Origin of the sequence: Arthrobacter sp. KNU40 (genome assembly GCF_051515115.1) — a bacterium.
Classification (GTDB): domain Bacteria; phylum Actinomycetota; class Actinomycetes; order Actinomycetales; family Micrococcaceae; genus Arthrobacter.
In genome coordinates, this window is record NZ_CP195850.1 from 435,023 (window position 1) to 457,060 (window position 22,038).

The window sequence follows — 22,038 nt, forward strand, 5'->3', positions numbered from 1 at the left end:
ATCTACTCGGGCTTTTCGGGCTTCTCTCGGGATAGAGCGACGATCCAGCCTGGAGTGTCTTCCCCGAGCCGCTGGTCCAGCAAGACCCTGGCCTTTGCTGCGGCGATCTGGACCTTGCGGTCTTCAGCGCTCACCGAATCGGGACGCTGCGAGGGGGCGACGGCGCGGGTTTCGGATGCTGTGGCAGCTGCCAGGAGCTCATCCTCTGTGCCCACTTTGAGGAGGGCGAGTTCCTCCCGTGACGCGAGTTCGCTTTGGCCCAGAATCTCGATGGCTTTCTGGCCCATTTCGGCCTCCGAGCGGCTGCGGGACAGGGAAGCGTCCAGCGCCCATTGAGCTCGACGCCACCATTCGGACCTGTTATCCGCCCGCGCCTTCTGCCGCAGCGACAGGAGGCCAACGATCGCGGCAACGATCGCCGCAACCAGGACAGCGAGCGGGCTGAGCGCGCCAACGATCTGCCACCATTCCGGCGGTGCACCGACCACGGTGACAGGTATCGGGCTCGGGATCGGGTTCACAGCTCCAGACTAGGCCCCGGCACTGACAATTTGCCGGACGCGCGTGGCGGCTTCCAGCAGCATCCACGCCTGAAGTTGGCTGGAGAGTTCGACGGCGGTGCCCTCCGGATACGTCTCGGCGGCCGGACGCTGGGGTTCCGTCGAGAAGATGAGCCAGCCGTCGTCGTCTTTCACGGACGTCCAGTTGGCAGCGTCGGTGCGCACAGTCCGCCCCGCCCAGACCGCCTCCGCGGTGTTGAGCACGAGATGCCCGGCGGTAATGCGGGTAACGGAGGGCAACCGCACGTCTCCGGCGGCGAGCGCCAGGTAGCGGACGAGGATCCCGGTGAAGAGTCCGCCGTCGCCGGTGCCTTCGCCGCGAAGAACCAGCCTCCCCGGCCCGTCAGACGGACCGGGGACGGTCAAGTGTTCGGCCACCGAGGCCACCAGGGCGGCCGCGCGTCCCAGGTTCGCGTCTCCACCCAACTCCAACAAGGCGCCGAGCACGGGGCCCTGGTTGTAGGTGTAGATCTCTTCTGCGAGGACGAGCTTGCCCTCCTTGATCCAAACGCCGTCGAGATACAGGCCGCGGGTGGGTTCGAAGAGCGTGGCATCAAGCCAGTCCAGGAGCCTTTGGGCCCGGTCCTGCTTGCCGGTCCGGGCGAAGTGCAGGGCCACCGGCGCTGTGGCCGGGGTGTTCTTGAAATCGCGTTTGGTGCTCCAGAAGGTGCCTCCGCCCATGTCGTCCGTGGAGGCCAACTCGAACCGCGGTGAGAGGATTTTCTGCAGCCGGGCGTTGCGTCGGCGGCCCGGCTTGTGCGCCCGCCCGGCCAGGGAGTCCAAACGCAGGACGGCGAGGGCGAGCCATGCCATGTCGTCGTAGTAGCTGTTGACGTAGCGCACGAAATTGCGCAAGCGGATAGTGGTGACCAGGCGTGAAGCGAGCTCGCCAGCGCTAGGGCGATCACCGCCGTCGAACCTTGATCCCGAGGCCAGTTCGCGCAACCCGGCGTCCACGAGGCAATCGACGTAATGCGCCTGCCACCAGTAGTTCCAGGGCTGACCCGGAAAACGCGTTGACGGCCGGACCGACGCCGCAAGATGCGTTCCGGGAAGCAAGAGGAGGCGCCGTCCGAAATGCCGGGTCACCGAACGTGCGGCGTGGTCGGCTCGCGCGGCCCAATCCGGTGTTCCGGAGGAGCGGTGCGGCGTCTCGGGGGCGGACATGGTGACAGCCTAACGCCGCGCGCTTGGCCGCAGGCCCCTCTCCAGTGCACAATCAAAGTGATTCAGTTAACATTCATTAACGGATTTTGGTTCTGCATCGAGGAGGATGGATGGACATCAAGGGCGCAGTTGCGTTGATAACCGGCGGGGCTTCGGGATTGGGGGCCGCAACCGCAAGGCGATTGCTCGACGCCGGAGCATCCGTGGTGCTGCTTGACCTCCACTCATCTCCCGGGGAGTCCCTCGCCGCCGAACTCAATGCCTCGGGCGCCGTCGGCAGGGCCGTGTTCGTCCCCGCCGACGTCACCAATGAAGAGCAGGTGCAGGCCGCCGTCGACGCTGCCGTCGCGCTGGGCCCGCTCCGGATCCTGGTCAACTGCGCCGGCGTGGCAACCCCGGGCAAGGTGCTCGGCAAAGACGGCGTGCTGCCGCTCGAGAACTTCAACAGGGTCGTCCAGATCAACCTCGTGGGCACGTTTAACGTGATCCGCCTGGCTGCCGCCGCGATGGCCGAAAACGAACCTGCGTCTACCGAGCTCGGTGGGGAGGAGCGCGGTGTCATCATCAACACGGCCTCCGTGGCGGCTTTCGACGGCCAGATCGGGCAGCCTGCGTATGCCGCGTCAAAGGGAGCCGTGGCCGCGATGACGTTGCCCCTGGCCCGTGAATTTGCGCGCTCGCTGGTGCGTGTCGTGGCCATTGCACCGGGCATCTTCGAAACACCCATGCTGGCCGGCTTGCCCCAGGACGCACAGCTCTCCCTCGGCCAGCAGGTACCGCACCCGGCCCGTCTTGGCCGCCCCGCCGAGTATGCCAACCTCGTGGCGCACATCGTGGAAAACGCCATGCTCAACGGCGAAACCATCCGCCTCGACGGCGCGATCCGGATGGCACCGAAGTGAGCCAGGCCCACAAGCTGGCGGCCGCCGTCGAACCTTCGGCAGGTTCCCTGCCTTCGGCAGATTTTTTCGATTTCGAGTCTCTCCTCAGCGTCCAGGAACAGCGCAAGCTCAACGAGCTCCGGGAATTCCTGGCCACGGAAATCGCGCCGTATGCCAAGGACTGGTGGGACAAGGCCGAGTTTCCGGCGCACATCCTGCCCAAGCTCGCCGCGCTTCGCCTGAGCACCCCCACGCACCGCGGCTACAGCAACCTGTTCGCAGGGTTGGTGATCGCGGAAATGACCCGCGTGGACACCTCCATTGCCACGTTCTTCATGGTCCACCACGACCTCTTCATCGAAGCGCTCTACGAGTTCGGCTCCAAGGACCAGCAGGACCGCTACCTCGACGACGCCTCCAACCTCCGGACCACCGGAGCGTTCGCGCTCACGGAACCGGACCACGGCTCCGACGTGGCCGGCGGCCTGCAGACGGTGGCCCGCCGGGTCGCCGGGGGAGCCGACGACGGCGGCGACTACTGGGTGCTGAACGGCGCCAAACGCTGGATCGGCAACGGGACGTTCTGCGACCACATGCTGGTATGGGCCCGGGACGAAGCCGACGGCGCTATTCGCGGCTTCATCGTGGACGGCACGCTGCCCGGGGTGACACGGACCAAGATCGAAAACAAGATTGCCCTGCGCACCGTGCAAAACGCCGACATTGTCCTCAAAGACGTCCGGATTGCCGAGGCGGATCGTTTTTCCGGGATCAACAGTTTCAGCGACACCAACCACCTGCTGCGCGGATCAAGGCTCATGGTGGCCTGGCAGGCCGTGGGGCAGCAGTTGGCGGCATTCGACGTCGCCCGCCAGTATGCGCTTGACCGCCAGCAGTTCGGCCGCCCGCTTGCGAAGTTCCAACTCATCCAGCAGCAATTGGTGGACATGCTCGGCAACGCCGTGGCCAGCATGGGCATGATGGTGCGGATCGCCCAGCTGCAGGAGGACATTTACACGGACAGCAAGGGAGTGCGGCACGGCGGAGCCCAGATGGCCCAGGTGGCACTGGCCAAGTCGTACTGCAGCGCCCGGATGCGCGAAACCGTGGCGATGGGCCGGTCCATCCTGGGCGGGAACGGCATCGTGACCGATTACCGGATGGCCAAGATCTTTGCCGATGCCGAGGCGATCTACACGTATGAAGGATCGTTCGAGATCAACTCGCTCATCGTGGGCCGGGCCGTGACAGGGGTCTCCGCGATCGTTTGAGGGGTTTCCGGGACGCCGCTTTGACGGCGGCACAGGGCGCCATTCCGGGGCTCGTTTCCCAGGCCGGAGCTTGAAGCGCGGCGATGGGAAACAAGCCCCGGTTTGAGCGTGAGGCCTCAGTCCCTGGACAACTGGTCCTCGAGATTGAAGATTTCCGTGAGTTGGACGAATCCCTGGTCCGGCGCCCGTGCGTCGTCTTCGAACAGCAGTGCCATTTCTGCCTGCCAACGGGCATTCACATCAGTCAGGGCCATGCGGGCTCGTGCCGCGTCGAAATCGTCGCATTCCACGTATCCCACTAGCAGCCCGTCGTCGGCGAGGAACAACGAATAGTTGTTCCAGCCGGCCGCCTTGAGTTCTCGGAGCATCTCCGGCCATACGACCGCATGACGGCGTCGATATTCGGGAATCTGGCTGGGTTTGACCGAGGAACGGAAGCAGATGCGCATGTGGGTTCTCCTCCTACTGTGAATCGTTTCATTCAAAGCCCGCGAATCACCGCAAATCGCGCAGCTTACCGGGTGCCGCTCCTGAGCCGCCGGTACTCCTCGCGGGGAACCGGCGTCGCGTCCGGCGTGCCCAGCTGATTGAGGGGGATGCGGTACGTTTCCCGGGCCGACCAGGCAGCCACGGCTCCGATGATGCAGATTCCGAAGCAGATGGACCCGATGATGAGCGGTACGTTCGCGGACCCCGGCGGGGCGATTGCCGTGAAGATGCTCGGAAGGAACGCGGTGATGACAAGGCCAATGTTCTGCGAGATGGCGAATCCCGTGACTCGCGTGCGGGCGGGGAAGAGTTCCTGGAAGTAGCTGGCGAACGTTGCGTTCCAGACTTGGTAGAGCGTGCCCCACATGAGGATCGAGAGGATGATGGTGAGCAGTACGTTGTTCTGGCTGACCGCGTACAGGTAGGCGTAGGCCAGCACCCCGGAGCTCAATGAGCCGAAGATCATCAACGGCCTGCGGCCGAAACGGTCCGACAGATCTCCGAACAAGGGGATGAGGGCCAGCGCGACGACGTTGGCCAGGACCGGGATCCAGAGGTAGACGGTAGTGCTCATGCCGACGCCGTAGCCCGGCTGGGTGGCGTAAGCCGCACCGAACACTGCCACCGTGACGCCGACGACGTTGACCAGGGTCATGCAGATTGCGCGAACCACGTCGAGACCGCTTTCGCGCAGCACGCGGACGATCGGCATCTTCGGGATCTCTTGGTGCGCCTTTTCTTCGGTGAAGATGGGGGTTTCTTCGACCCGGCGGCGGATCATGTACCCGGCGAACACCACAAGGGCGCTGAGGAGGAACGGAATGCGCCAGCCCCAGGATTTGAACGATTCACTGGAGAGCATGGCAGAGAGCGGGAGGAAGACCGCGGCGGCGATGATCTGCCCGGCCTGGGTGCCCTGGAGCGCGAAGCTTGCGTAGAAGCCCCGGCGGCCGAAAGGTGCGTGCTCCACGATCATGGCGCTGGCACCGCTCAGTTCGCCGGCCACCGCGAAGCCTTGGATGAGCCGGACGGCAACCAGCAAGACGGGTGCCAAGACGCCGACCTGGCCGTAGGTGGGCAATAATGCGACTGCGAAGGTCGACGCGCCCATCATCAACATGGCCAAGACCAGAACGTTCTTGCGGCCATGTTTGTCGCCCCACTGTCCCAGGACGAATGCGCCGATGGGGCGGGCTACATAGCCCACGGCGTAGGTGCCAAGCGAAGCGATCAGCGCAACGGTCGGGTTTCCCGAGGGGAAGAAGACGCCGGGAAACACCAGCGCGGCGGCCTGTGCATAGATAAACCAGTCGTAGTACTCAAGGGCGCTGCCGATCCAGCCGCTGGCTGCCGCCTTCCTCGTGGTGCTGGACTGTCGCGGTTCGATTGAACTTCGCTGCCTGCTCGCGTCGATCTTCATATTGTCCTCCTTTGGACAAGTCGTTGGGGCCACTGGAAGGGCCTTCCCGCCTTTGGGTGTGGTTTCCAGTAGGAGTGCAGCGCCATCGCAAGAATCGGAGTGAACTTCCGCTTGGTATGCGCTTTCCCATCTGGTAAGCGCTTTCCATCAGACACCCGCACAGCCCCGCTGTCAAGGTTAAGTTGTTGCGCCGGTCACACCGGCGGGACCTATCGGCCCGGCATGATCGGGTCATCGGTAGAGCCGCCGCGAACCCGGGGAACTAGGGCGAACTCGTGCTCCTGCGGAGGGTGACGCTGCCCGCGACGGCGGAAGGATCGCCGTCGTCGTCGGAAAGGGCCGCCATGGTTGCCAGTCGTCCGATTTCTTCCAGCGGCAGACTTACGGTGGAGAGCGCCGGCCGGAAGTCCCGGAGCCATTCGATGTCGTCGAACCCTGCGAGGCCGGCGTCATGGGGGACTCTGAGCCCCTGGTCCCTCAATGCGGCGGCCACGCCGATGGCCATGACATCGTTGGTCGCGAAAATGCACAAGCGTTGATCCGACCCCGATCCGTCGGACGCCTTGATCCGCCAGGCCAGTTCAATGCCGGCGTCGAAACCGCCGTTCCGGTTGAACGCGACGTGCACAACATCCGCGGCGGGCTGGCCGGCGTCGGACAAGCCTCGTTGGAATCCCATGACGCGCTCATCCGAAGTGGTCAGCCCCTCCGGCCCGGCCACAATGACGAACGGCCCTTTGTGGGTGCGCGCCAATGCGCGCGCCAGATCCCGCGCAAGTTGCTCGTTAGGGACCGCGATGGTGCGGTAGTTTGCCGTTTCGGCGACGCCTAGAATCGCTTGCCCGACGACGCCCACGCGCCCGCCGTTGCGGCAGTAACGGTCCAATTCGGCGGCTAGCTCGGTGTTCGCGCGGGCGTCTTCGGAACGTGTTGAACGCGATCCTGCGATGACGATCGACTCGGCCCGCCGTGCAGCGAAGGCGGCGACAGCTTCCTTCTCCTCGGCGGGTGTGCCGTTGGTGGTGGCGAGCAGGACCATGCGGCGCTCCTGCCGCGCTGCGGCCTGGACGCCCTGCGCTATGGCGGAAAAATATGGGTCCGCGATGTCGTGCACGATCAGGCCAATGAGCCCCGTGCTCGATTTCGCCAGGGCCTGGGCCTGGGCGTTCGCGATGTAGCCGAGGGTGTCTGCCGCCTGCCGGACGCGCTCGGCGATCTCCGGTGCGGGTGTCCTGGCGGAACCATTGAGCACCCGGGAGGCCGTGGCGGGGGAGACGCCGGCCAGTTTGGCCACTTCGGACAGCGTGCTTGCAGTCACGGACAACTCCTCTTCAAAAGCCTCAGCCTCGGCACTTTCAGCAACATCCGATTATTGCAGTGCTAACCGGCCTTGGGAAAGCGATTGCCAGACCTCGAGCTGCGTGTCATCATGAATGCATTGGGAATGCGCTTTCCCATCTCATAACTTTCCACCTGAAGAAGGACTCATGGGCTACGAAACAAAGACGATAAGAATCGCCATGAACGGCATCACCGGCCGGATGGGCTACCGCCAGCACCTGCTGCGTTCCATCCTCCCCATCCGGGACGCCGGGGGCTTCACCTTGGCGGACGGCACGCGCGTCCAGGTCGAACCGATCCTGGTGGGCCGCAACGAGGCGAAGATCCGCGAACTCGCCGAACTCCACAAGGTTTCCGAGTGGTCCACCGACCTCGACGCGGTCATCAGCGACCCCACGGTCGACGTCGTTTTCGATGCGTCAATGACCAGCCTCCGCGCCGCGACGCTGAAGAAGGCCATGCGCGCCGGGAAGCATATTTTCACTGAAAAGCCGACGGCGGAGACGCTGGAGGAAGCCATCGAACTGGCCCGTATCGGCAAGGAATCCGGCGTCACGGCCGGCGTGGTGCACGACAAGCTGTACCTGCCTGGCCTGGTGAAGCTGCGCCGCCTCGTGGACGAGGGCTTCTTCGGCCGGATCCTCTCGATCCGCGGCGAGTTCGGCTACTGGGTCTTCGAAGGCGACGTCCAGTCAGCGCAGCGCCCGTCCTGGAACTACCGCAAGGAAGACGGGGGCGGCATGACAACGGATATGTTCTGCCACTGGAACTACGTTCTTGAAGGCATCATCGGCAAGGTCAAGAGCGTCAACGCCAAGACCGCCACCCACATCCCGGCCCGCTGGGACGAGCAGGGCAAGGAATACAAGGCCACGGCCGACGACGCCTCCTACGGCATTTTCGAGCTCGAGACCCCGGGCGGGGACGACGTCGTCGGACAGATCAACTCCTCCTGGGCCGTCCGCGTCTACCGCGACGAACTCGTGGAGTTCCAGATCGACGGCACGCACGGTTCAGCCGTCGCGGGCTTGAACAAGTGCGTGGCGCAGCAGCGCGCCCACACGCCCAAGCCGGTCTGGAACCCGGACTTGCCCGTCACGGAGTCCTTCCGCAGCCAGTGGCAGGAAGTCCCGGCCAACGCCGATCTGGACAACGGCTTCAAGCTGCAGTGGGAAGAATTCCTGCGCGACGTCGTCGCCGGCCGGGAACACCGCTTCGGGCTCCTTTCCGCCGCCCGCGGCGTGCAGCTCGCCGAACTCGGACTGCTGTCCTCGGCCGAGCGCCGCACCATTGATATCCCGGAGATCGTGCTCTGATGACTTCCCTTCTGCTTCCAAACCACGACGGCGGGACCCGCCTCTACAAGGTGCAGCCGGCCACGTCGTGGTCCAGGCCGACGGCACCGCTGACGTCCCGGCGCGCCTACGCCGCGGCACATGTCATCCCAGAAACGACGGCCGACAACACCCCGGGCGCCCCGGCGCACTTGGACTGGGACGCCACGATGGCGTACCGGCACGAGCTGTGGTCCTACGGCCTGGGCGTTGCCGATGCCATGGACACCGCCCAGCGCGGCATGGGCCTGGACTGGGCCGCCACGCAGCAGCTCATCAAGCGAACCGGCGTCGAAGCTGCGTCCGTCGTGGTGTCCGGCAACGCCGCCACTGCCGGCAAGAGCGTCCAGGACCTCGTCTCCTGCGGCGCCGGAACGGACCAGCTGGACCTTGACTCTGTTCCCGAGGGTCCCGCGGGCATCAAGGCAGTGTTGGACGCGTACCGCGAGCAGATTGCCGTCGTGAGCGAAGCCGGACCGAAGGTCATCGTCATGGCGTCCCGGGCGCTGGCCAAAGTGGCTGCAAGCCCCGAGGACTACCTGCACGTCTACTCCACGCTCCTCAGCGAAGTGGACCAACCGGTCATCCTGCACTGGCTCGGGACGATGTTCGACCCCGCACTGGCCGGCTATTGGGGCTCGGACGACGTCGCCGAGGCAACAGACACCTTCCTTGGCCTCATCCGCGATCACGCGGACAAAGTGGATGGCGTGAAAGTCTCGCTTCTGGACGCTTCCCATGAAGTTGAACTGCGCGCAGCCCTGCCGGAAGACGTCCGCCTCTACACCGGCGACGATTTCAACTACCCGGAACTGATCGACGGCGACGGCGTCCACCACTCGGACGCGCTGCTGGGCATCTTCGCCGCGATCTACCCTGCCGCTTCGGTGGCGTTGCAGAAGTACGACGCCGGCGACGCCGCGGACGGGCGCGCCATCCTGGACTCCACCCGCGAACTCGGCAAACACATCTTCAGTGCACCGACGTTCTACTACAAGACCGGGATCGCCTTCATGTCCTGGCTCAATGGCAAGCAGCCCGGATTCCAAATGGTCGGCGGACTGCACTCGGGGCGCTCCGTGGTCCACCTGGCGCGCACCTTCGAACTCGCCGACCAGGCCGGGCTCCTGCGCGATCCCGCACTGGCAGCCTTCCGGATGTCGGATTACCTCCGCATCAACGGAGTTGGCGCATGAGCGACTTTTCACGGCTGTCACTTAACAGCGCCACCACCAAGAAATGGACCCTCGCCGAGGCCGTGGACGGTTGCGTCCGGGCCGGAATTCCTGCGATCGGACCGTGGCGGGACATCGTCGCCGACACCGGCCTGGAGAAGGCGGCCAAGCTGATCAAGGACGCCGGACTTCGCGTCTCGTCCCTCTGCCGGGGCGGCTTCCTCACAGCGGCCGACGCCGAAGGGCAGGCGGCTGCGCTGGCGGACAACCGCACGGCCATCCTGGAAGCCGTGGCGCTCGATACGCGGGAGCTGTTCCTGGTGGTCGGCGGGCTCGCCCCGGGCGAGAAGGACGTCGTCGCAGCCCGCCAGCGCGTTGCCGATCGCCTCGAGGACCTGGTGCCCGTCGCCGTCGAACACGGGGTCCGGCTGGTGCTCGAACCGCTGCACCCGATGTACGCCGCGGACCGGGCCCTCATCTCGACGCTGGGCCAGGCACTCGACCTCGCCGCACCGTACGACGCGAAGGCGGTTGGCGTCGCCGTCGACACCTTCCACGTGTGGTGGGATCCGGAACTGAAGCAACAGATCCAGCGGGCCGGCCGCGAAAACCGGATCGCCTCCTACCAGGTGTGCGACTTCAACCTTCCGATCGCTGCCGACGCCCTGCTGTCCCGCGGCATGATGGGCGACGGAGTGATCGACTTCGCGACGATCGGCACCTGGGTGCGCGACGCCGGTTACACGGGCGACATCGAAGTGGAAATCTTCAACCAGGACATCTGGGACGCCGACGGCGATTCGGTCCTGGAAACCATGAAACAGCTCTACGCGGAACTCGTGGTTCCGTACGCCTAGGCACCCAATACAAAAGGCGGGGACTCAGTTTGAACTGAACTGAGCCCCCGCCTTTCTGCGTGCTTATCCTGCGGCGGAACCTCCGGCCAGCAGCTCGGCGACCTCGGCCGGAGACAGCCTGCCGTCGACGATCCACACCGCGAAGGTGCGGACCAAGGATTCGCCTGCCGCAAGGTCCACCGGCCGCTCCCAAGCCAGGGCCGAACCCACTGCTGGGTAATTCGCCATCCGAACGAACCAAGGATCCTGCGCCTCGGCCGGGGCGGCGAACACCAGTGTGGCGGGACCTTCAGGGAAGTCTGCTGCCCAGGCCAGCCATGGCGACGCCGAGCCGTGGACTTCGGGTTCACCGCGACTTTCCGCTGTGAAGACTTCTGCCCCGGCGGAGGCGGGCAAACGCCAGAAGAAGCCGCCGTAGCCGCTTGCGAGGGCGCCGTTCGAGCCGGGACTGCCAAGTGAGGAGTCGACGACGGCGGTCAGCTCCGTTCTTAGCTCCAGTTGCCACGTGCGGTGGTCAAGCTGCCGGGAGCGGGTGGCGCGGCCTTCGCGGAGAAGTTCTGCGCCGTCCGGTGCCTGCCAGCTCAATTCCTGCTCCAGATGGCCTGGACCGGACGTGGTGAACACCTCGATGATGCGCCCGTGGTCTTGCCGTTCTTCGTAACGGCCGGCAGCGCGGGTATACGTCTTGCCGCCCCAGAAATTGGTTCCGTTCACATCCTGCAAGGCGAATCCCGCGCCGAGGTGCCAGGAGTGGTCCGCTGGCAGATGGTCGGTGACGGTGACTCCGACGAGGGTTCGGACCGGGTGCAGATAGGGCCGCGGGGAGAGCCGCGCGGCGAGGCCGGCGCCGCTCTGCAGGGTTGCCAATGCGACGGCGGCCTGGCCGCTTTCAATCGCAAAGGCGCCAGGCTCGCCGCCGTCGGACAGGCTCAAAACCGGCCTTCCGGCGTCGACGGCTGGCCGCGCCCAAGGCAAGCAAAGTTCGCTGAAGGTGGCGTGCGCCGCCGTCGCGCGTTCCAGGGCGTCTTCGATTCCGTCGACCACGGCACGGGCGCCGTCACCTTCGCCCTCCCAAGTGACGTACTGCTCCGGGATCAGTGCGGGAGATTCCGCGGTGCGGATGGCCTCCAGGACCTGCATGAAGGCGCCGCTGTCCGCGAGCGGGCTGATCAGCGGCGCGCCGGTTGCGGGGCTGATCGTTCCCGTAACCGGCGTCGAGCGCTGCTGGTGGCGATGCTCCAGCAGGTCCTCGGTGAGGTCCACCCGGCTGTACACGGTTTCGCGCGTCCCGGCGGCAGAGCTGACCGTGAGGCGGTCTTCGGTGTAATAGAACTTCGCCGTGCCCTCGCTGCCCTGCAGGGTGATGTACGGTTCCACGGATTCGGCGGCGCAGAGGGTGAGCGCGCACGTGATCGGCAGGCCCGCAGCCGTGCGGATCCGGATCACGGAGGTGTCGTCGGATTCGATGTCATTGGCGCGGTACAGGTCCGTTTCCACAGAGGCAAGATCGTCCACCGTCCGCGCTCCCGCGATCCTCAGGGCGGTGGCGATGGCGTGGGCCAGCGGGTTGGTCGCTACACCGTCAACGACGTCGATGCCGTCAAGGCTGCGTTTGCCCGCCCAGCGGGAGCGTTTGTAATAGGCGCGGTCACGCACCCAACGCCCGGTGGCCGAGATGCCCAGAAGCGTGCCGATCTCTCCTTCCGCAAGCAACTCCTCTATGGCCTGGAGGCCGCGGGATCCGAGGCTCTGGAAGCCGACTTGGACGCTCCTGCCGGCCGCAGTGGCGGCTTCCTGCAAACGATTGAAATCGGCGAGGGAAGCGACCGGAGGCTTCTCGAGGTACAAATCGGCATAGGCGAGCGTTGAGAGGGCGAGTTGCGCGTGCGTCTGGATCGGAGTGGCCACAATGACGAGGTCCAGCGCCGGGGTTCCCGCCAGGAGTTCGTCCAAGGTGCCGAATACAGCGGTTCCGGGCGGGAGGGCGCCGGGGGCAGGCGGATTCGGATCTGCCACGGCAACAAGGCGGACGACGCCGTTGGCCTGGAGCCTTTCGAGGTTCTGCAAGTGGTGCGCGCCGAAGCCGTGGACCCCTATAAGGGCAACCCTGCTGGGCTCATGGCCGGGCTGTTTGTATTCTGCCGGGACGGGCGTGGACAGGGTGCCCATGGCTCTCCTCATCTGTCCCCGGGAGGCGGGGCTGCTGACGTCGGTGTCGTTTCAGGGCGCTTGGTAAGCGCTTTCCAAGAAGAGTGTACCGTGCATCGGGGGAGATGTAACGCGTTTGGTTAGACGATCCGGCCGGCCGGCAGTTTCTCTCCGGCCTCGACCGCCACGTCGATCGAATTTCCTGCCACGGGCATGGGGCACGTGCCATACGGGGTGAAGGCGCTCGGGTAGTTGATGGCGCGGTTGAAGTCGAGGACTACGGAACCGTCGGGCCGGGGGCGCGAGACGGCCAGCTTGCGCCATTCGTCCGTCGTGTTGCCGTTCGTTTCGTCGTGGAAAGTGACGGTGAGGGCTCCGAGCTTCTCGGCCTCGGCGTGCAGGCGGATCTCGTGGGGAAGGCCAGGCGCCCGGAATACGACCTCGCCGACGGATCGATGCACCCCGTCCACCAAAGGGTTGGCTGTTCCGATGGGTACATCCACCGGCTCAGGGTAGGCCTCGAAGCGGCCCTCAAGCACCCAGTCCGGGTTGTAGTCAAAGGTGGGAACGGCGTCGAACTCCGTCAGTACGGGCGAGGAGTTGTCCCTCGTGCGGATCGCGTACTTGTCCGCCCGCATGGCAAGTTCCACCACCACTTCCGTGCCATCCGAGCCGCCGAATTGCACCCACATGAGCGATTCCTCGTCCTGGAGGGTGGCCGAAATCGTCCCGTCCACAGGAGCTCCCGTCTCCACGAGCGTGAGTCCGTCGGCCGGGCCCGCGGTGAGTGTCGCCGTCGTGCCGTCCGTAGACCAAAGCCCCGGGACGAGCTCGACGGCGGCAGGTTCGGATTCGAGCCACTGGAAGGAGGTGAGGGTCAGCCAGCCGTGGTCCGCCGCGAGGGCGGCGTTGCGGCCGTTGCGGAAACGCTGCCAGCGTTCCAGCTGGACGTTGCTTGCGGGGGCTGTTGCACTCATGGTTCCTCCAGCGGCTCGGGATCTGTCGTTGCCTTAACCATGCACCGGCCACCACCATTCCCGGAACCCAACTGACTCGCATTTGATGTCGTTCTGAGGGCTGATAACGACAACAACTGCGAGTCAGTTGGGGCGGGCAGGGCGGAAGTGCAGAGTGAGCATGACAACATTTGAGACGGATTGCCACCCCCGCAAGAGCTTTGGGTAAGATTCCCTAGGAATATTAGTAATCCGGCTCACAGTATCCAGCGCAGTGTACGGGCCACACCCAACGCCAGAAGGTATTTTTCATGGTTGACACTGCACATCTCAGCACCGACCTTGCCGCGGAATTGCGGGCCGATGTCCGTCGCGTCTCCACGCTTCTCGGAGAGTCGTTGGTCCGCCAGCATGGCCCCGAGTTGCTCCAGCTTGTCGAGCAAGTGCGCCTGCTCACCAAGGAATCCAAGGAAGCCGCCCGCGGCGGCGCTGACGCCACGGGTCCGTGGAGCGCGCACGACGTCGTCGCCCAGGTCCGCGAGTTGCTCGCCTCCTTGCCCCTTGAGGAAGCCACTGAGCTGGTCCGCGCCTTCGCGTTCTATTTCCACCTCGCCAACGCCGCCGAGCAAGTGCACCGCGTCCGCGGACTGCGCACCCGCCAGGAAAAGGACGGCTGGTTGGCCAAAGCCGTGGCCGAGATCGCCGACGAAGCTGGAACCCAGGCCCTGCAGGACGTGGTCAACGAACTGGACGTCCGTCCTATTTTTACGGCGCACCCCACCGAAGCCTCGCGGCGTTCAGTACTGGACAAGATCCGCAAGCTCTCGGACGTCCTGGCCGAATCCACTGTTGAGGGCACGGCCGCGCGCCGCCGACAGGACCGCCAGCTCGCCGAGATTATCGACCAGATGTGGCAGACCGACGAACTGCGCCAAGTCCGCCCCACTCCCGTGGACGAGGCCCGCAACGCCATCTACTACCTGAGCAGCATCCTGACCGATGCCATGCCGGAGATGCTCACGGACCTTTCCGAGCTGCTCGCCGAGCACGGCGTTGTGCTGCCGGCGCACAACGCTCCCATCCGCTTCGGTTCCTGGATCGGCGGAGACCGCGACGGCAACCCGAACGTCACCGCTTCCGTCACGCGAGAGATCCTGCAGCTGCAGAACCAGCACGCCGTGCGGATCAGCATCTCGATGATTGACGAACTGATCTCCGTCCTCTCCAACTCCACCGCCCTCGTGGAGGCGGAAGAGGACCTCCTGGACTCGATCGCCGTCGACCTCAAGAACCTGCCCGGCCTGGACAAGCGCATCCTTGAGTTGAACGCGCAGGAGCCATACCGGCTCAAACTGACCTGCATCAAGGCCAAGCTCATCAACACGGGCCGCCGTGTGTCCGCATCGAGCCACCACGAACCCGGGCGCGACTACGCCTCCACCTCTGAACTCCTGGCAGAGCTCGAGTTGTTGGAAGCCTCGCTGCGCAAGCACTCGGCTGTGCTCGTGGCCGACGGCGCCCTGGCGCGGGTCCGCCGCGCGATCGCTTCCTTCGGGCTGCACTTGGCGACCCTCGACATCCGTGAACACGCCGACTACCACCACGACGCCGTCGGGCAGTTGGTGGACCGGATCGGCGTCGGAACTCCCTACGGCGAGTTGAGCCGCGCCGAGCGCTTCGAACGGCTGAGCGCGGAGCTGGCTTCGCGCCGACCGCTGTCCGGCCACCCCATCAAGCTCGACGGCGACGGCGACCGCACCTACGACGTCTTCCGCAGCATCCGCCACGCGCTCCAGACGTACGGGCCCGACGTCGTCGAAACCTACATCATCTCCATGACGCGCGGTGCGGACGACGTCCTGGCCGCCGCGGTGCTGGCCCGCGAAGCCGGACTGATCGACCTGTTCGGCGCAGCTCCGTATGCCAAGATCGGCTTCGCCCCGCTCCTGGAAACCGTGGAGGAGCTGCGCGCCTCGGCCGAAATCGTGGACCTGCTGCTCTCCGATCCGTCCTATCGCTCGCTCGTACGGCTGCGTGGGGATGTCCAGGAGATCATGCTGGGATACTCGGACTCCAACAAGGAATCCGGCGTCATGACCAGCCAATGGGAGATCCACAAGACCCAGCGGAAGCTGCGCGACGTCGCCGCCAAGCACGGCGTGAACGTCCGCTTGTTCCATGGCCGCGGCGGTTCCGTGGGCCGTGGTGGCGGTCCGACCTACGACGCCATCATGGCCCAGCCGAACGGCGTGCTCGAAGGCGCCATCAAGTTCACCGAGCAAGGCGAAGTCATCTCGGACAAGTACTCCTTGCCGGAGCTCGCCCGCGAAAACCTGGAGCTCTCCCTTGCCGCCGTGATGCAGGGTTCCGCGCTGCACCGCACCCCGCGCACCTCGGACGACGAGCGCGAGCGCTACGGCCACGTCATGGAGATCATTTCCGACGCCGCGTTTGCCCAGTACCGTTCTCTGATCGACGACCCGGACCTGCCTTCGTACTTCCTGGCCTCGACGCCGGTGGAGCAGCTCGGCTCCTTGAACATCGGCTCGCGCCCGTCCAAGCGTCCTGATTCCGGCGCCGGACTGGGCGGTCTTCGGGCCATTCCGTGGGTGTTCGGTTGGACCCAGTCGCGGCAGATCGTTCCGGGTTGGTTTGGCGTGGGCTCAGGCCTGAAGGCCGCCCGCGAGGCAGGCAACACCGCCGAGCTCGCAGAGATGATGAAGCGCTGGCATTTCTTCCAGTCCGTGATTTCCAACGTGGAGATGACGCTGGCCAAGACGGACATGGACATCGCCGGGCACTACGTGTCTTCGCTGGTTCCGGAAGAGCTGCATCACCTGTTCAAGGCAATCCGCGCTGAGTACGATCTCACGGTTGCCGAGGTGGAACTCCTGAGCGGCGAAACCGAGCTCCTGGAAGCGCAGCCGACGCTCAAGCGTTCCCTCGAAATCCGCGACCAATACCTCGACCCCATCAGTTACCTACAGGTGGAGTTGTTGCGCCGCGTCCGCGAAGCCTCCATTTCCGGCGCGGAGATCGACGAACGCCTCCAGCGGGCCATGCTCATCACCGTCAACGGCGTGGCCGCCGGCCTCCGCAACACCGGATAGCCGTTTTCTGCCCTTCAGACGCTCGCTCACTTATATGGGTCTTTTGGCGCACGCTCGCTCACATCATGTGAGCCGGCGTTTCCGGCGGGAGCGCCATAGGTGAGCGAGCGTTTAGGGTTGATAGATGCCGTCGTTCCAGACCAAGTTGAAGATCACCGGGCTCAAGCCAGGCAATCCGCCGGAGTCAGTAATGGCCGCTGCGCTTGAGGCCCTGGAAACGCGGCACCATGTCGAATCCAACCAGCTGGACATTGTTGGCGGCGTCGCCCAGATCAGCCTCCGCTTCCTGGTGGAGCCGCGCGACTATCCCGGTGAGAACCGCGAGGCCCGCGCGTCGGCAGCCATGATGCGCGACGCCGTCGAACGCGTAGCGCTCACTGGGAACCTTTACGTTCTGCGCCGCAAGCGGGGGAAATGGTCGCCGGTTTGAGCCCGACATCGGGACGCGCCTAAAGGTGCGGCGGCTCGCCCGGCTCGTCCACCGGCGAGCGGTCACCCCGGCGACGCGTGACGATCACGCCCACCACGACGCCGATCAGCAGCCCCACGCCGACGCCGATCAGTGAGCTCGCCCAGAACGGAAGCTTCGTCGTCGAGCCCGTAAAGTAACCCAGCCCCGTCTGCCACGTGGCCCACAACAGCCCGCCCAAGCCAGCGCAGAGGCTGAAGCCGCGGGAGGAAACCTCGGCGATCCCGGAAGCGGCCGACGCAGCAAGCCGCCCGCCAGGGATGAACCGGGCGCCGATGATCGCGCCGTAGGTGGAGGAGCGCCCGGCCCTGGCGATGGCCCGGTGGATGCCCTGATGGACTTTGCGGCCCCAGGCCCAGCGGTCCAGGACATGTCCCAGACGGCGCTTGAACAGTTGGAAAACGATCATGTCGCCCAGCCAGGAGGCGACGGCGGCCATCAGACCCACGAGCCACAGGTTGACCCGGCCCTCAGCGGCCAGCGCGCCACCCGTGATCACCAGCATCTCGGACGGGATGGGCGGGAAGATCGCGTCGCCCACCACCATGGGGATGATCCAGACATAGATCGCGGCTCCCCAGCCATCGGCGGTGGTGATGTCCATGGGCACAAATTACCCCACTTTGGTGCATCCGCCGGAGTGTCGTGCAAGACTGGCGCCATGCGGCTCGAAATCCTGCAAGGTGACATCACCACGCGCGACGTCGACGCGATCGTCAACGCTGCCAACTCGTCGTTGATGGGTGGCGGGGGAGTGGACGGCGCGATCCATCGCGCGGCGGGCAGGGAACTCCTGGCCGCGTGCATGGAGGTGCGCGAGCGGTACCCGCATGGACTGCCGGTGGGCCAAGCCGTGGCCACCCCCGGATTCAAATTGCCTGCCCGATGGGTGATCCACACCGTGGGTCCTAACCGCCACATGGGACAGAACGATCCGGAACTGCTCGCGTCGTGTTTCCTCGAAAGCCTGAAAGTGGCAGCATCCCTCGGGGCGGGTTCCGTTGCCTTCCCCGCAATCAGCGCGGGTGTCTACGGCTGGGACGCGCGCGACGTCGCCACAGTAGCGCTCGACGCCGTCAGCCGGTTCGCCGTCGAAAGCTCCAGTGGGCTGGAACTCGTCGAGTTTGTGCTGTTCAGTGCGGAGACGACGGACGTATTCCGGAGCGTGTTCGGGCCTTCGGAAGGGTGAGGGAAGCCGCGGGCTTTCGCGGGTGGCCTTTTCAGGTGGCGCGCGCTTTCGCGGGTGGCGTCAGGCAGACTGCGCCTCAAGCACGGACTTCAACTGCCCCAGTTGCCCGACTTCCGACTCCATGGTCTTGGTGATCATCGACCCCATGAGCTTCATGAAGCCCTTGGGCTGGAGATCCAAGGCAAAGCGTACGGTCGTGCTGCCGTTGTTCTCGTCCAGCGTGAAGGATCCTGTTGGTCGGGCGGGGCCGGCAATGACCTGGAAATCGAGTCGTTTGCCCGGCTGGGCTGCGATGATCTCGTAGTCGCCGGCGATCGTGCGGCCACCGGGGCCAGCCATCGTCTGGGAGTACACGGCACCTTTGTTGCCTGCTTCTCCGCTTGCGAGGGAGACCGTCTTTACGCCCGGACGCCACAGCTTATTGTTCAGCCCGTCCGCCAGGAAGGCGTAGACGTCGTTTGCGGGGCGGTTGATCGAGACTTCGTTTTCAGCGTGGGCCATCTGGTTCCTTTTCGCGAGACCGAACACCGCCCTCGGTCGTCGGGCCGGCAAAACTGAGCATATACGCCCGGTCCGCTTGGCAACTCGGGAACGCGCCATTGTTTCGGCGCCGCGGCGCAGGGCACCCGCTCCTTTCCCGACGCTCGCTCACTTGTGTGGGTGTTTGGGCGGACGCTCGCTCACTTGTGCCGCCCCTTTTGCCCAGCCCTCGTGCAGATATCGGGAGTGTCCGTTTAACGGTGGATCCGACACTCCCCCACTGTGATCACCCACCCAATCGTTTGGAACGGGTGGCTCAGTTTTCGACCGTCACCGACAGATATGCGAGCGAGCGTTCGAGAAAAAGCCTCCATATGTGAGCGAGCGTCAGGCCGGGTGGGCTTCGCTCAACTCGAGTCGGCTCCGGTACTCCACGGCCTGCTTGCTGATGGGGTCAACGAATCGGATGCCGCGCGCCAGCAGCTGGAGCGGCTTGGAGTAGTCGTCCGGGGCTTTGTCCAGCAGTTCGGGGTAGAACGCGTCGTTCACGATTCCCAGCCCGAGCGAAGCCATGTGCACGCGGAGCTGGTGGGTCTTGCCAGTGTGGGGCTCAAGCCGGTACAGCGCTCGGCGAGCGGGGGCGCCGTCGTGAGTGCCGCCGTCGAACGTTCTCAGCAGCTCAATGCGGGTCTCCGCGTTGGGTTCGCCGTCGATCACTTCGGCGAGGAGGTAGCTCCGGGATTTGGTCATGCGATTGCGCACGACGGCGGGAAGGTCGACGGCGGGAAACCCTGCGGCGGGTGCCGCGGCAGAGACGCACTCGTACTCCTTCTGCACCTGCCGTTTCTCGAAGAGCACCTGGTACTTGCCGCGGGTCTCCGGGTTCGTGGAGAGGAGCAACACGCCGGCGGTCATGCGATCGAGCCGGTGCATCGGGATGAGGTCTGGCAGGTCCAACTGGTTCCGGAGCCGGACGAGCGCAGATTCCTGGATGTACGTCCCGCCTGGGGTGGTGGGCAGGAAGTGGGGCTTGTCGACCACCATGAGGTGCTCGTCCTGGTGCAGGATGTTGATCTCCACCGGCATCCGGGTCTCTGGCGGGAGCGTGCGGTAGTACCAAATGAAAGTGTGTTCTTCGAGGGGCGTACCGCGGTCAAGGGGCGCGCCGCCTTCGCCCACGATTTCGCCGGCGTCGAACCTGTCCTCGATGCCTTGGGGGTCGATATGGCCCCAGCGGTGCATCATGTAGTCCATCGCGGTGTCCCAAGGCCCCTCGTCCGGGAGGCGCAGACGGGTGGCGTTGACGCCGTCGCGCACTGGAAGGGGGGATTGCATCACTGGTCTATTCTACCGGGGCCGCAAACACCTAGTACGTCGTCCCGCCCGGCAGGATGACGGGCTTGATGGGCTGCCGGTTGAAGTTGAAGTCGTTCACCAAGTTGCCGAGCTGGGGGTTGTCCTCGCGGACGCCGGGCCGGGGATCTGGCCGTCCGTCGGTGGCCGGGTCTAGGCGTTGGCCGTGCAGGAAGTCGTCTTCGATGAATTTGGCGTAGGCGTCGTGGCTGAGGATTTGATGGTCGATGTTGCCTTGTTTGGCGTAGGGGCTGATGACGATTCCCGGGACCCGGAGTCCGTAGCCGTTTTGGTCGACGGTAGGCGGGGTGACGTGGTCGTAAAAGCCGCCCCAGTCATCCCACGAGAGGAAGATGGCGGTGCTGTTCCAGTCCGGGCCCGACATGACGGCATTGATCAGGCCCGTGACGTAAGCCTGCCCGGTGCTGATGAGCGCCGGGGGGTGCTCGCTGACGGCTCCGGTGGGGTCGATCCAGCTCACAGCAGGCAACGTACCGTTCTTGGCCGCGGTGTAGAAGTTGGTGAGGGACTGGATGTTTCCTAGCTGTCCGTCCTGTTTCACGGTGTCGAAGTAGGGTAACGGATTCCAGATGCCCGGCGTCTTCGCATTCTGGGCAACGGGAGCGCAGGACATGGCTGCATCGTCTTGGCAGTCGGGTTCGGTGCCGTTGAAGACGTAGTAGGCCCAGGGCACGTTCTGTTTGTGCAGCAGGTAGGTCAGATCGGTCCAGGCGTAGTCAGGGGGAGCAAGCAGCTTGGCGGCCGCCAGCAGCTTTTGCTTAAGCGCTTCAGGGAGTGTTGCTTTGTCGATGGCGGCCTGGCAACTCGCATAGGAATCCGAGCCCGCGCAGTTTTGCGTAATGAGGGCGTGCAGTTGCGCGGCAATATCCGGGGTGATCCCGGCTGCAGTGAGCGCATCCTGGCAGGCCTTGTTCTGCAGGCCGGCCCGGCATTTGCCGATGAGGGTGGACTGGATCGAGGTGGTGAAGTCCGGTGGACTGCCGGGATTCTGGAGGGCGTTCACGCAGGATTGCGGGTCGCCCGCCCGGCTGCATTTGGCCGACCATTCCGAGACCATGTACAGGTGCTCGGGCAGGCTCCAGGAGGCGTTGGGTTCGAACATGTGGTCCTGCAACGTGAAGTCCTCGGCATACGCCCAGTAGTTGGGCAGGTCACGCGCGTCGTGGTAGCCCATCACGTCGCTTTGGTTGCCGCCCGCGCAGGCTGGGGCGTTCGGTGCGCAGTTCGTCGAGGCCTTCTCGGCCTGCGCGATGAAGCCGTCCATTTTCCCGCCGTCGATGTCCGCAGTGGCATTGCTCTGGCTGTGCGGGCCACCGGAGTTCCGGTCAGAGGGGTCGTAGTACGGTTTCACGCACGAGCCATTGGCCGGATCCGGGACGCACACCGCAGGGGAACCGTTCTGCATCGGAATCCCGTCAGCTCCGGGGAACGTCCCGAAGTAGCTGTCGAACGAGCGGTTCTCTTGCATGATGACGATGACATGCTGGATCTTCGAGATCCCCGGATCCACCGCAGAGGAGCCGGACTCCCCGCCGGCCGGGCTCCCGGCCGCCACCAATGACCGGGACCAAGAGGAGCCGAAAAAGACGGCGGCGCCCACAAGCGCGATGACCGCGACGATCGACAAGGCAGCGAGTGCGGGGCGCCGTAACGCCCAGGCCCGAATCCGCCCCCTGCGATGCCCGAGTGGCCGATCGGCCCCGGACCCAGCGGGCGGACTATTGAAGCTCATCTTGCACCTCACGGACAGTGATACCCGCAGGGTACTCCTTCGCTGACCGCTGCGGTACAGCCCAGTACGGCCTCAGGTACGGCCT

Annotated in this window: 19 protein-coding genes; 8 read left to right on the forward strand and 11 right to left on the reverse strand. The window is 65.1% G+C overall.

The features are described 5' to 3' along the window. Positions 1-2: 2 nt before the first annotated feature. The gene (locus tag ACSKT0_RS02130; RefSeq protein ID WP_437772292.1) at positions 3-521 is read right to left on the reverse strand and encodes a hypothetical protein; all 519 of its coding nucleotides are present in this window, start codon (positions 519-521) and stop codon (positions 3-5) included. 9 nt (positions 522-530) lie between these two features. Beyond that, entirely contained in the window at positions 531-1,727 is a 1,197-nt protein-coding gene (locus ACSKT0_RS02135; RefSeq protein WP_437772293.1) for a glycoside hydrolase family 76 protein, read from the reverse strand. 110 nt (positions 1,728-1,837) lie between these two features. On the opposite strand from ACSKT0_RS02135, the gene ACSKT0_RS02140 reads away from it, so the two are divergent. Continuing rightward, positions 1,838-2,629: an SDR family NAD(P)-dependent oxidoreductase gene (locus ACSKT0_RS02140; RefSeq protein ID WP_437772294.1), complete on the forward strand. Its 792-nt coding sequence runs from the start codon at positions 1,838-1,840 to the stop codon at positions 2,627-2,629. Further along, positions 2,626-3,879 (forward strand): acyl-CoA dehydrogenase family protein, encoded by a 1,254-nt coding sequence (locus tag ACSKT0_RS02145; protein ID WP_437772295.1) that lies wholly within the window; start codon positions 2,626-2,628, stop codon positions 3,877-3,879. Before ACSKT0_RS02140 ends, ACSKT0_RS02145 begins: the two co-directional genes overlap by 4 nt. Positions 3,880-3,995: 116 nt before the next feature. Here ACSKT0_RS02145 and ACSKT0_RS02150 read toward each other — a convergent pair whose 3' ends face one another. The 3 genes from ACSKT0_RS02150 to ACSKT0_RS02160 all read right to left on the reverse strand — a co-directional run bounded on the left by ACSKT0_RS02150 (position 3,996) and on the right by ACSKT0_RS02160 (position 7,106). Then, complete coding sequence (locus ACSKT0_RS02150; protein ID WP_437772296.1) at positions 3,996-4,328, reverse strand: L-rhamnose mutarotase; 333 nt, start codon at positions 4,326-4,328, stop codon at positions 3,996-3,998. Positions 4,329-4,393: 65 nt separating this feature from the next. After that, positions 4,394-5,788 (reverse strand): MFS transporter, encoded by a 1,395-nt coding sequence (locus tag ACSKT0_RS02155; protein ID WP_437772297.1) that lies wholly within the window; start codon positions 5,786-5,788, stop codon positions 4,394-4,396. Positions 5,789-6,050: 262 nt separating this feature from the next. Next, positions 6,051-7,106 (reverse strand): LacI family DNA-binding transcriptional regulator, encoded by a 1,056-nt coding sequence (locus ACSKT0_RS02160; protein WP_437772298.1) that lies wholly within the window; start codon positions 7,104-7,106, stop codon positions 6,051-6,053. A 169-nt stretch (positions 7,107-7,275) separates the two neighbouring features. Here ACSKT0_RS02160 and ACSKT0_RS02165 point away from each other — a divergent pair, with 169 nt between their 5' ends. Genes ACSKT0_RS02165 through ACSKT0_RS02175 form a run of 3 tightly spaced genes read left to right on the forward strand, consistent with a single transcriptional unit; the run spans position 7,276 to position 10,495 of the window. Further along, complete coding sequence (locus tag ACSKT0_RS02165; protein WP_437772299.1) at positions 7,276-8,445, forward strand: Gfo/Idh/MocA family protein; 1,170 nt, start codon at positions 7,276-7,278, stop codon at positions 8,443-8,445. After that, positions 8,445-9,659, forward strand: a complete 1,215-nt coding sequence (locus ACSKT0_RS02170) for a dihydrodipicolinate synthase family protein (RefSeq protein WP_437772300.1) — start codon at positions 8,445-8,447, stop codon at positions 9,657-9,659. Before ACSKT0_RS02165 ends, ACSKT0_RS02170 begins: the two co-directional genes overlap by 1 nt. Beyond that, a complete protein-coding gene (locus tag ACSKT0_RS02175) occupies positions 9,656-10,495 on the forward strand; it encodes a sugar phosphate isomerase/epimerase family protein (protein ID WP_437772301.1) in 840 nt (279 codons plus the stop codon). Before ACSKT0_RS02170 ends, ACSKT0_RS02175 begins: the two co-directional genes overlap by 4 nt. 63 nt (positions 10,496-10,558) lie before the next feature. On the opposite strand, the gene ACSKT0_RS02180 is transcribed toward ACSKT0_RS02175, so the two are convergent. Both ACSKT0_RS02180 and ACSKT0_RS02185 read right to left on the reverse strand, forming a co-directional pair. Then, positions 10,559-12,664 carry a DUF6807 family protein gene (locus ACSKT0_RS02180; protein WP_437772302.1) on the reverse strand — a complete coding sequence of 702 codons (2,106 nt, stop codon included), beginning with the start codon at positions 12,662-12,664 and terminating at the stop codon, positions 10,559-10,561. 119 nt (positions 12,665-12,783) lie between these two features. Next, the gene (locus ACSKT0_RS02185; RefSeq protein ID WP_437772303.1) at positions 12,784-13,620 is read right to left on the reverse strand and encodes a DUF1684 domain-containing protein; all 837 of its coding nucleotides are present in this window, start codon (positions 13,618-13,620) and stop codon (positions 12,784-12,786) included. A 290-nt stretch (positions 13,621-13,910) separates the two neighbouring features. Here ACSKT0_RS02185 and ppc point away from each other — a divergent pair, with 290 nt between their 5' ends. Together ppc and ACSKT0_RS02195 are read left to right on the forward strand one after the other, a co-directional pair. Further along, the gene (ppc, locus tag ACSKT0_RS02190; protein ID WP_437772304.1) at positions 13,911-16,709 is read left to right on the forward strand and encodes a phosphoenolpyruvate carboxylase; all 2,799 of its coding nucleotides are present in this window, start codon (positions 13,911-13,913) and stop codon (positions 16,707-16,709) included. A 124-nt stretch (positions 16,710-16,833) separates the two neighbouring features. Next, a complete protein-coding gene (locus ACSKT0_RS02195) occupies positions 16,834-17,139 on the forward strand; it encodes a hypothetical protein (RefSeq protein WP_437772305.1) in 306 nt (101 codons plus the stop codon). Between the two features lie 19 nt (positions 17,140-17,158). Here the strand turns inward: ACSKT0_RS02195 and ACSKT0_RS02200 are convergent, their stop codons facing one another. Continuing rightward, positions 17,159-17,782 (reverse strand): DedA family protein, encoded by a 624-nt coding sequence (locus ACSKT0_RS02200; protein WP_437772306.1) that lies wholly within the window; start codon positions 17,780-17,782, stop codon positions 17,159-17,161. A 57-nt stretch (positions 17,783-17,839) separates the two neighbouring features. On the opposite strand from ACSKT0_RS02200, the gene ACSKT0_RS02205 reads away from it, so the two are divergent. After that, on the forward strand, positions 17,840-18,367 hold the full coding sequence (locus ACSKT0_RS02205) for an O-acetyl-ADP-ribose deacetylase (RefSeq protein ID WP_437772307.1): 528 nt from the start codon (positions 17,840-17,842) through the stop codon (positions 18,365-18,367). A 60-nt stretch (positions 18,368-18,427) separates the two neighbouring features. Here the strand turns inward: ACSKT0_RS02205 and ACSKT0_RS02210 are convergent, their stop codons facing one another. The 3 genes from ACSKT0_RS02210 to ACSKT0_RS02220 form a co-directional block, all read right to left on the reverse strand. Beyond that, positions 18,428-18,868 (reverse strand): SRPBCC family protein, encoded by a 441-nt coding sequence (locus ACSKT0_RS02210; protein WP_437772308.1) that lies wholly within the window; start codon positions 18,866-18,868, stop codon positions 18,428-18,430. A 366-nt stretch (positions 18,869-19,234) separates the two neighbouring features. After that, the gene (locus tag ACSKT0_RS02215) at positions 19,235-20,182 is read right to left on the reverse strand and encodes an RluA family pseudouridine synthase (RefSeq protein WP_437773950.1); all 948 of its coding nucleotides are present in this window, start codon (positions 20,180-20,182) and stop codon (positions 19,235-19,237) included. A gap of 31 nt (positions 20,183-20,213) precedes the next feature. Further along, positions 20,214-21,848, reverse strand: a complete 1,635-nt coding sequence (locus ACSKT0_RS02220) for an alkaline phosphatase family protein (RefSeq protein ID WP_437772309.1) — start codon at positions 21,846-21,848, stop codon at positions 20,214-20,216. Positions 21,849-22,038 lie beyond the last annotated feature (190 nt).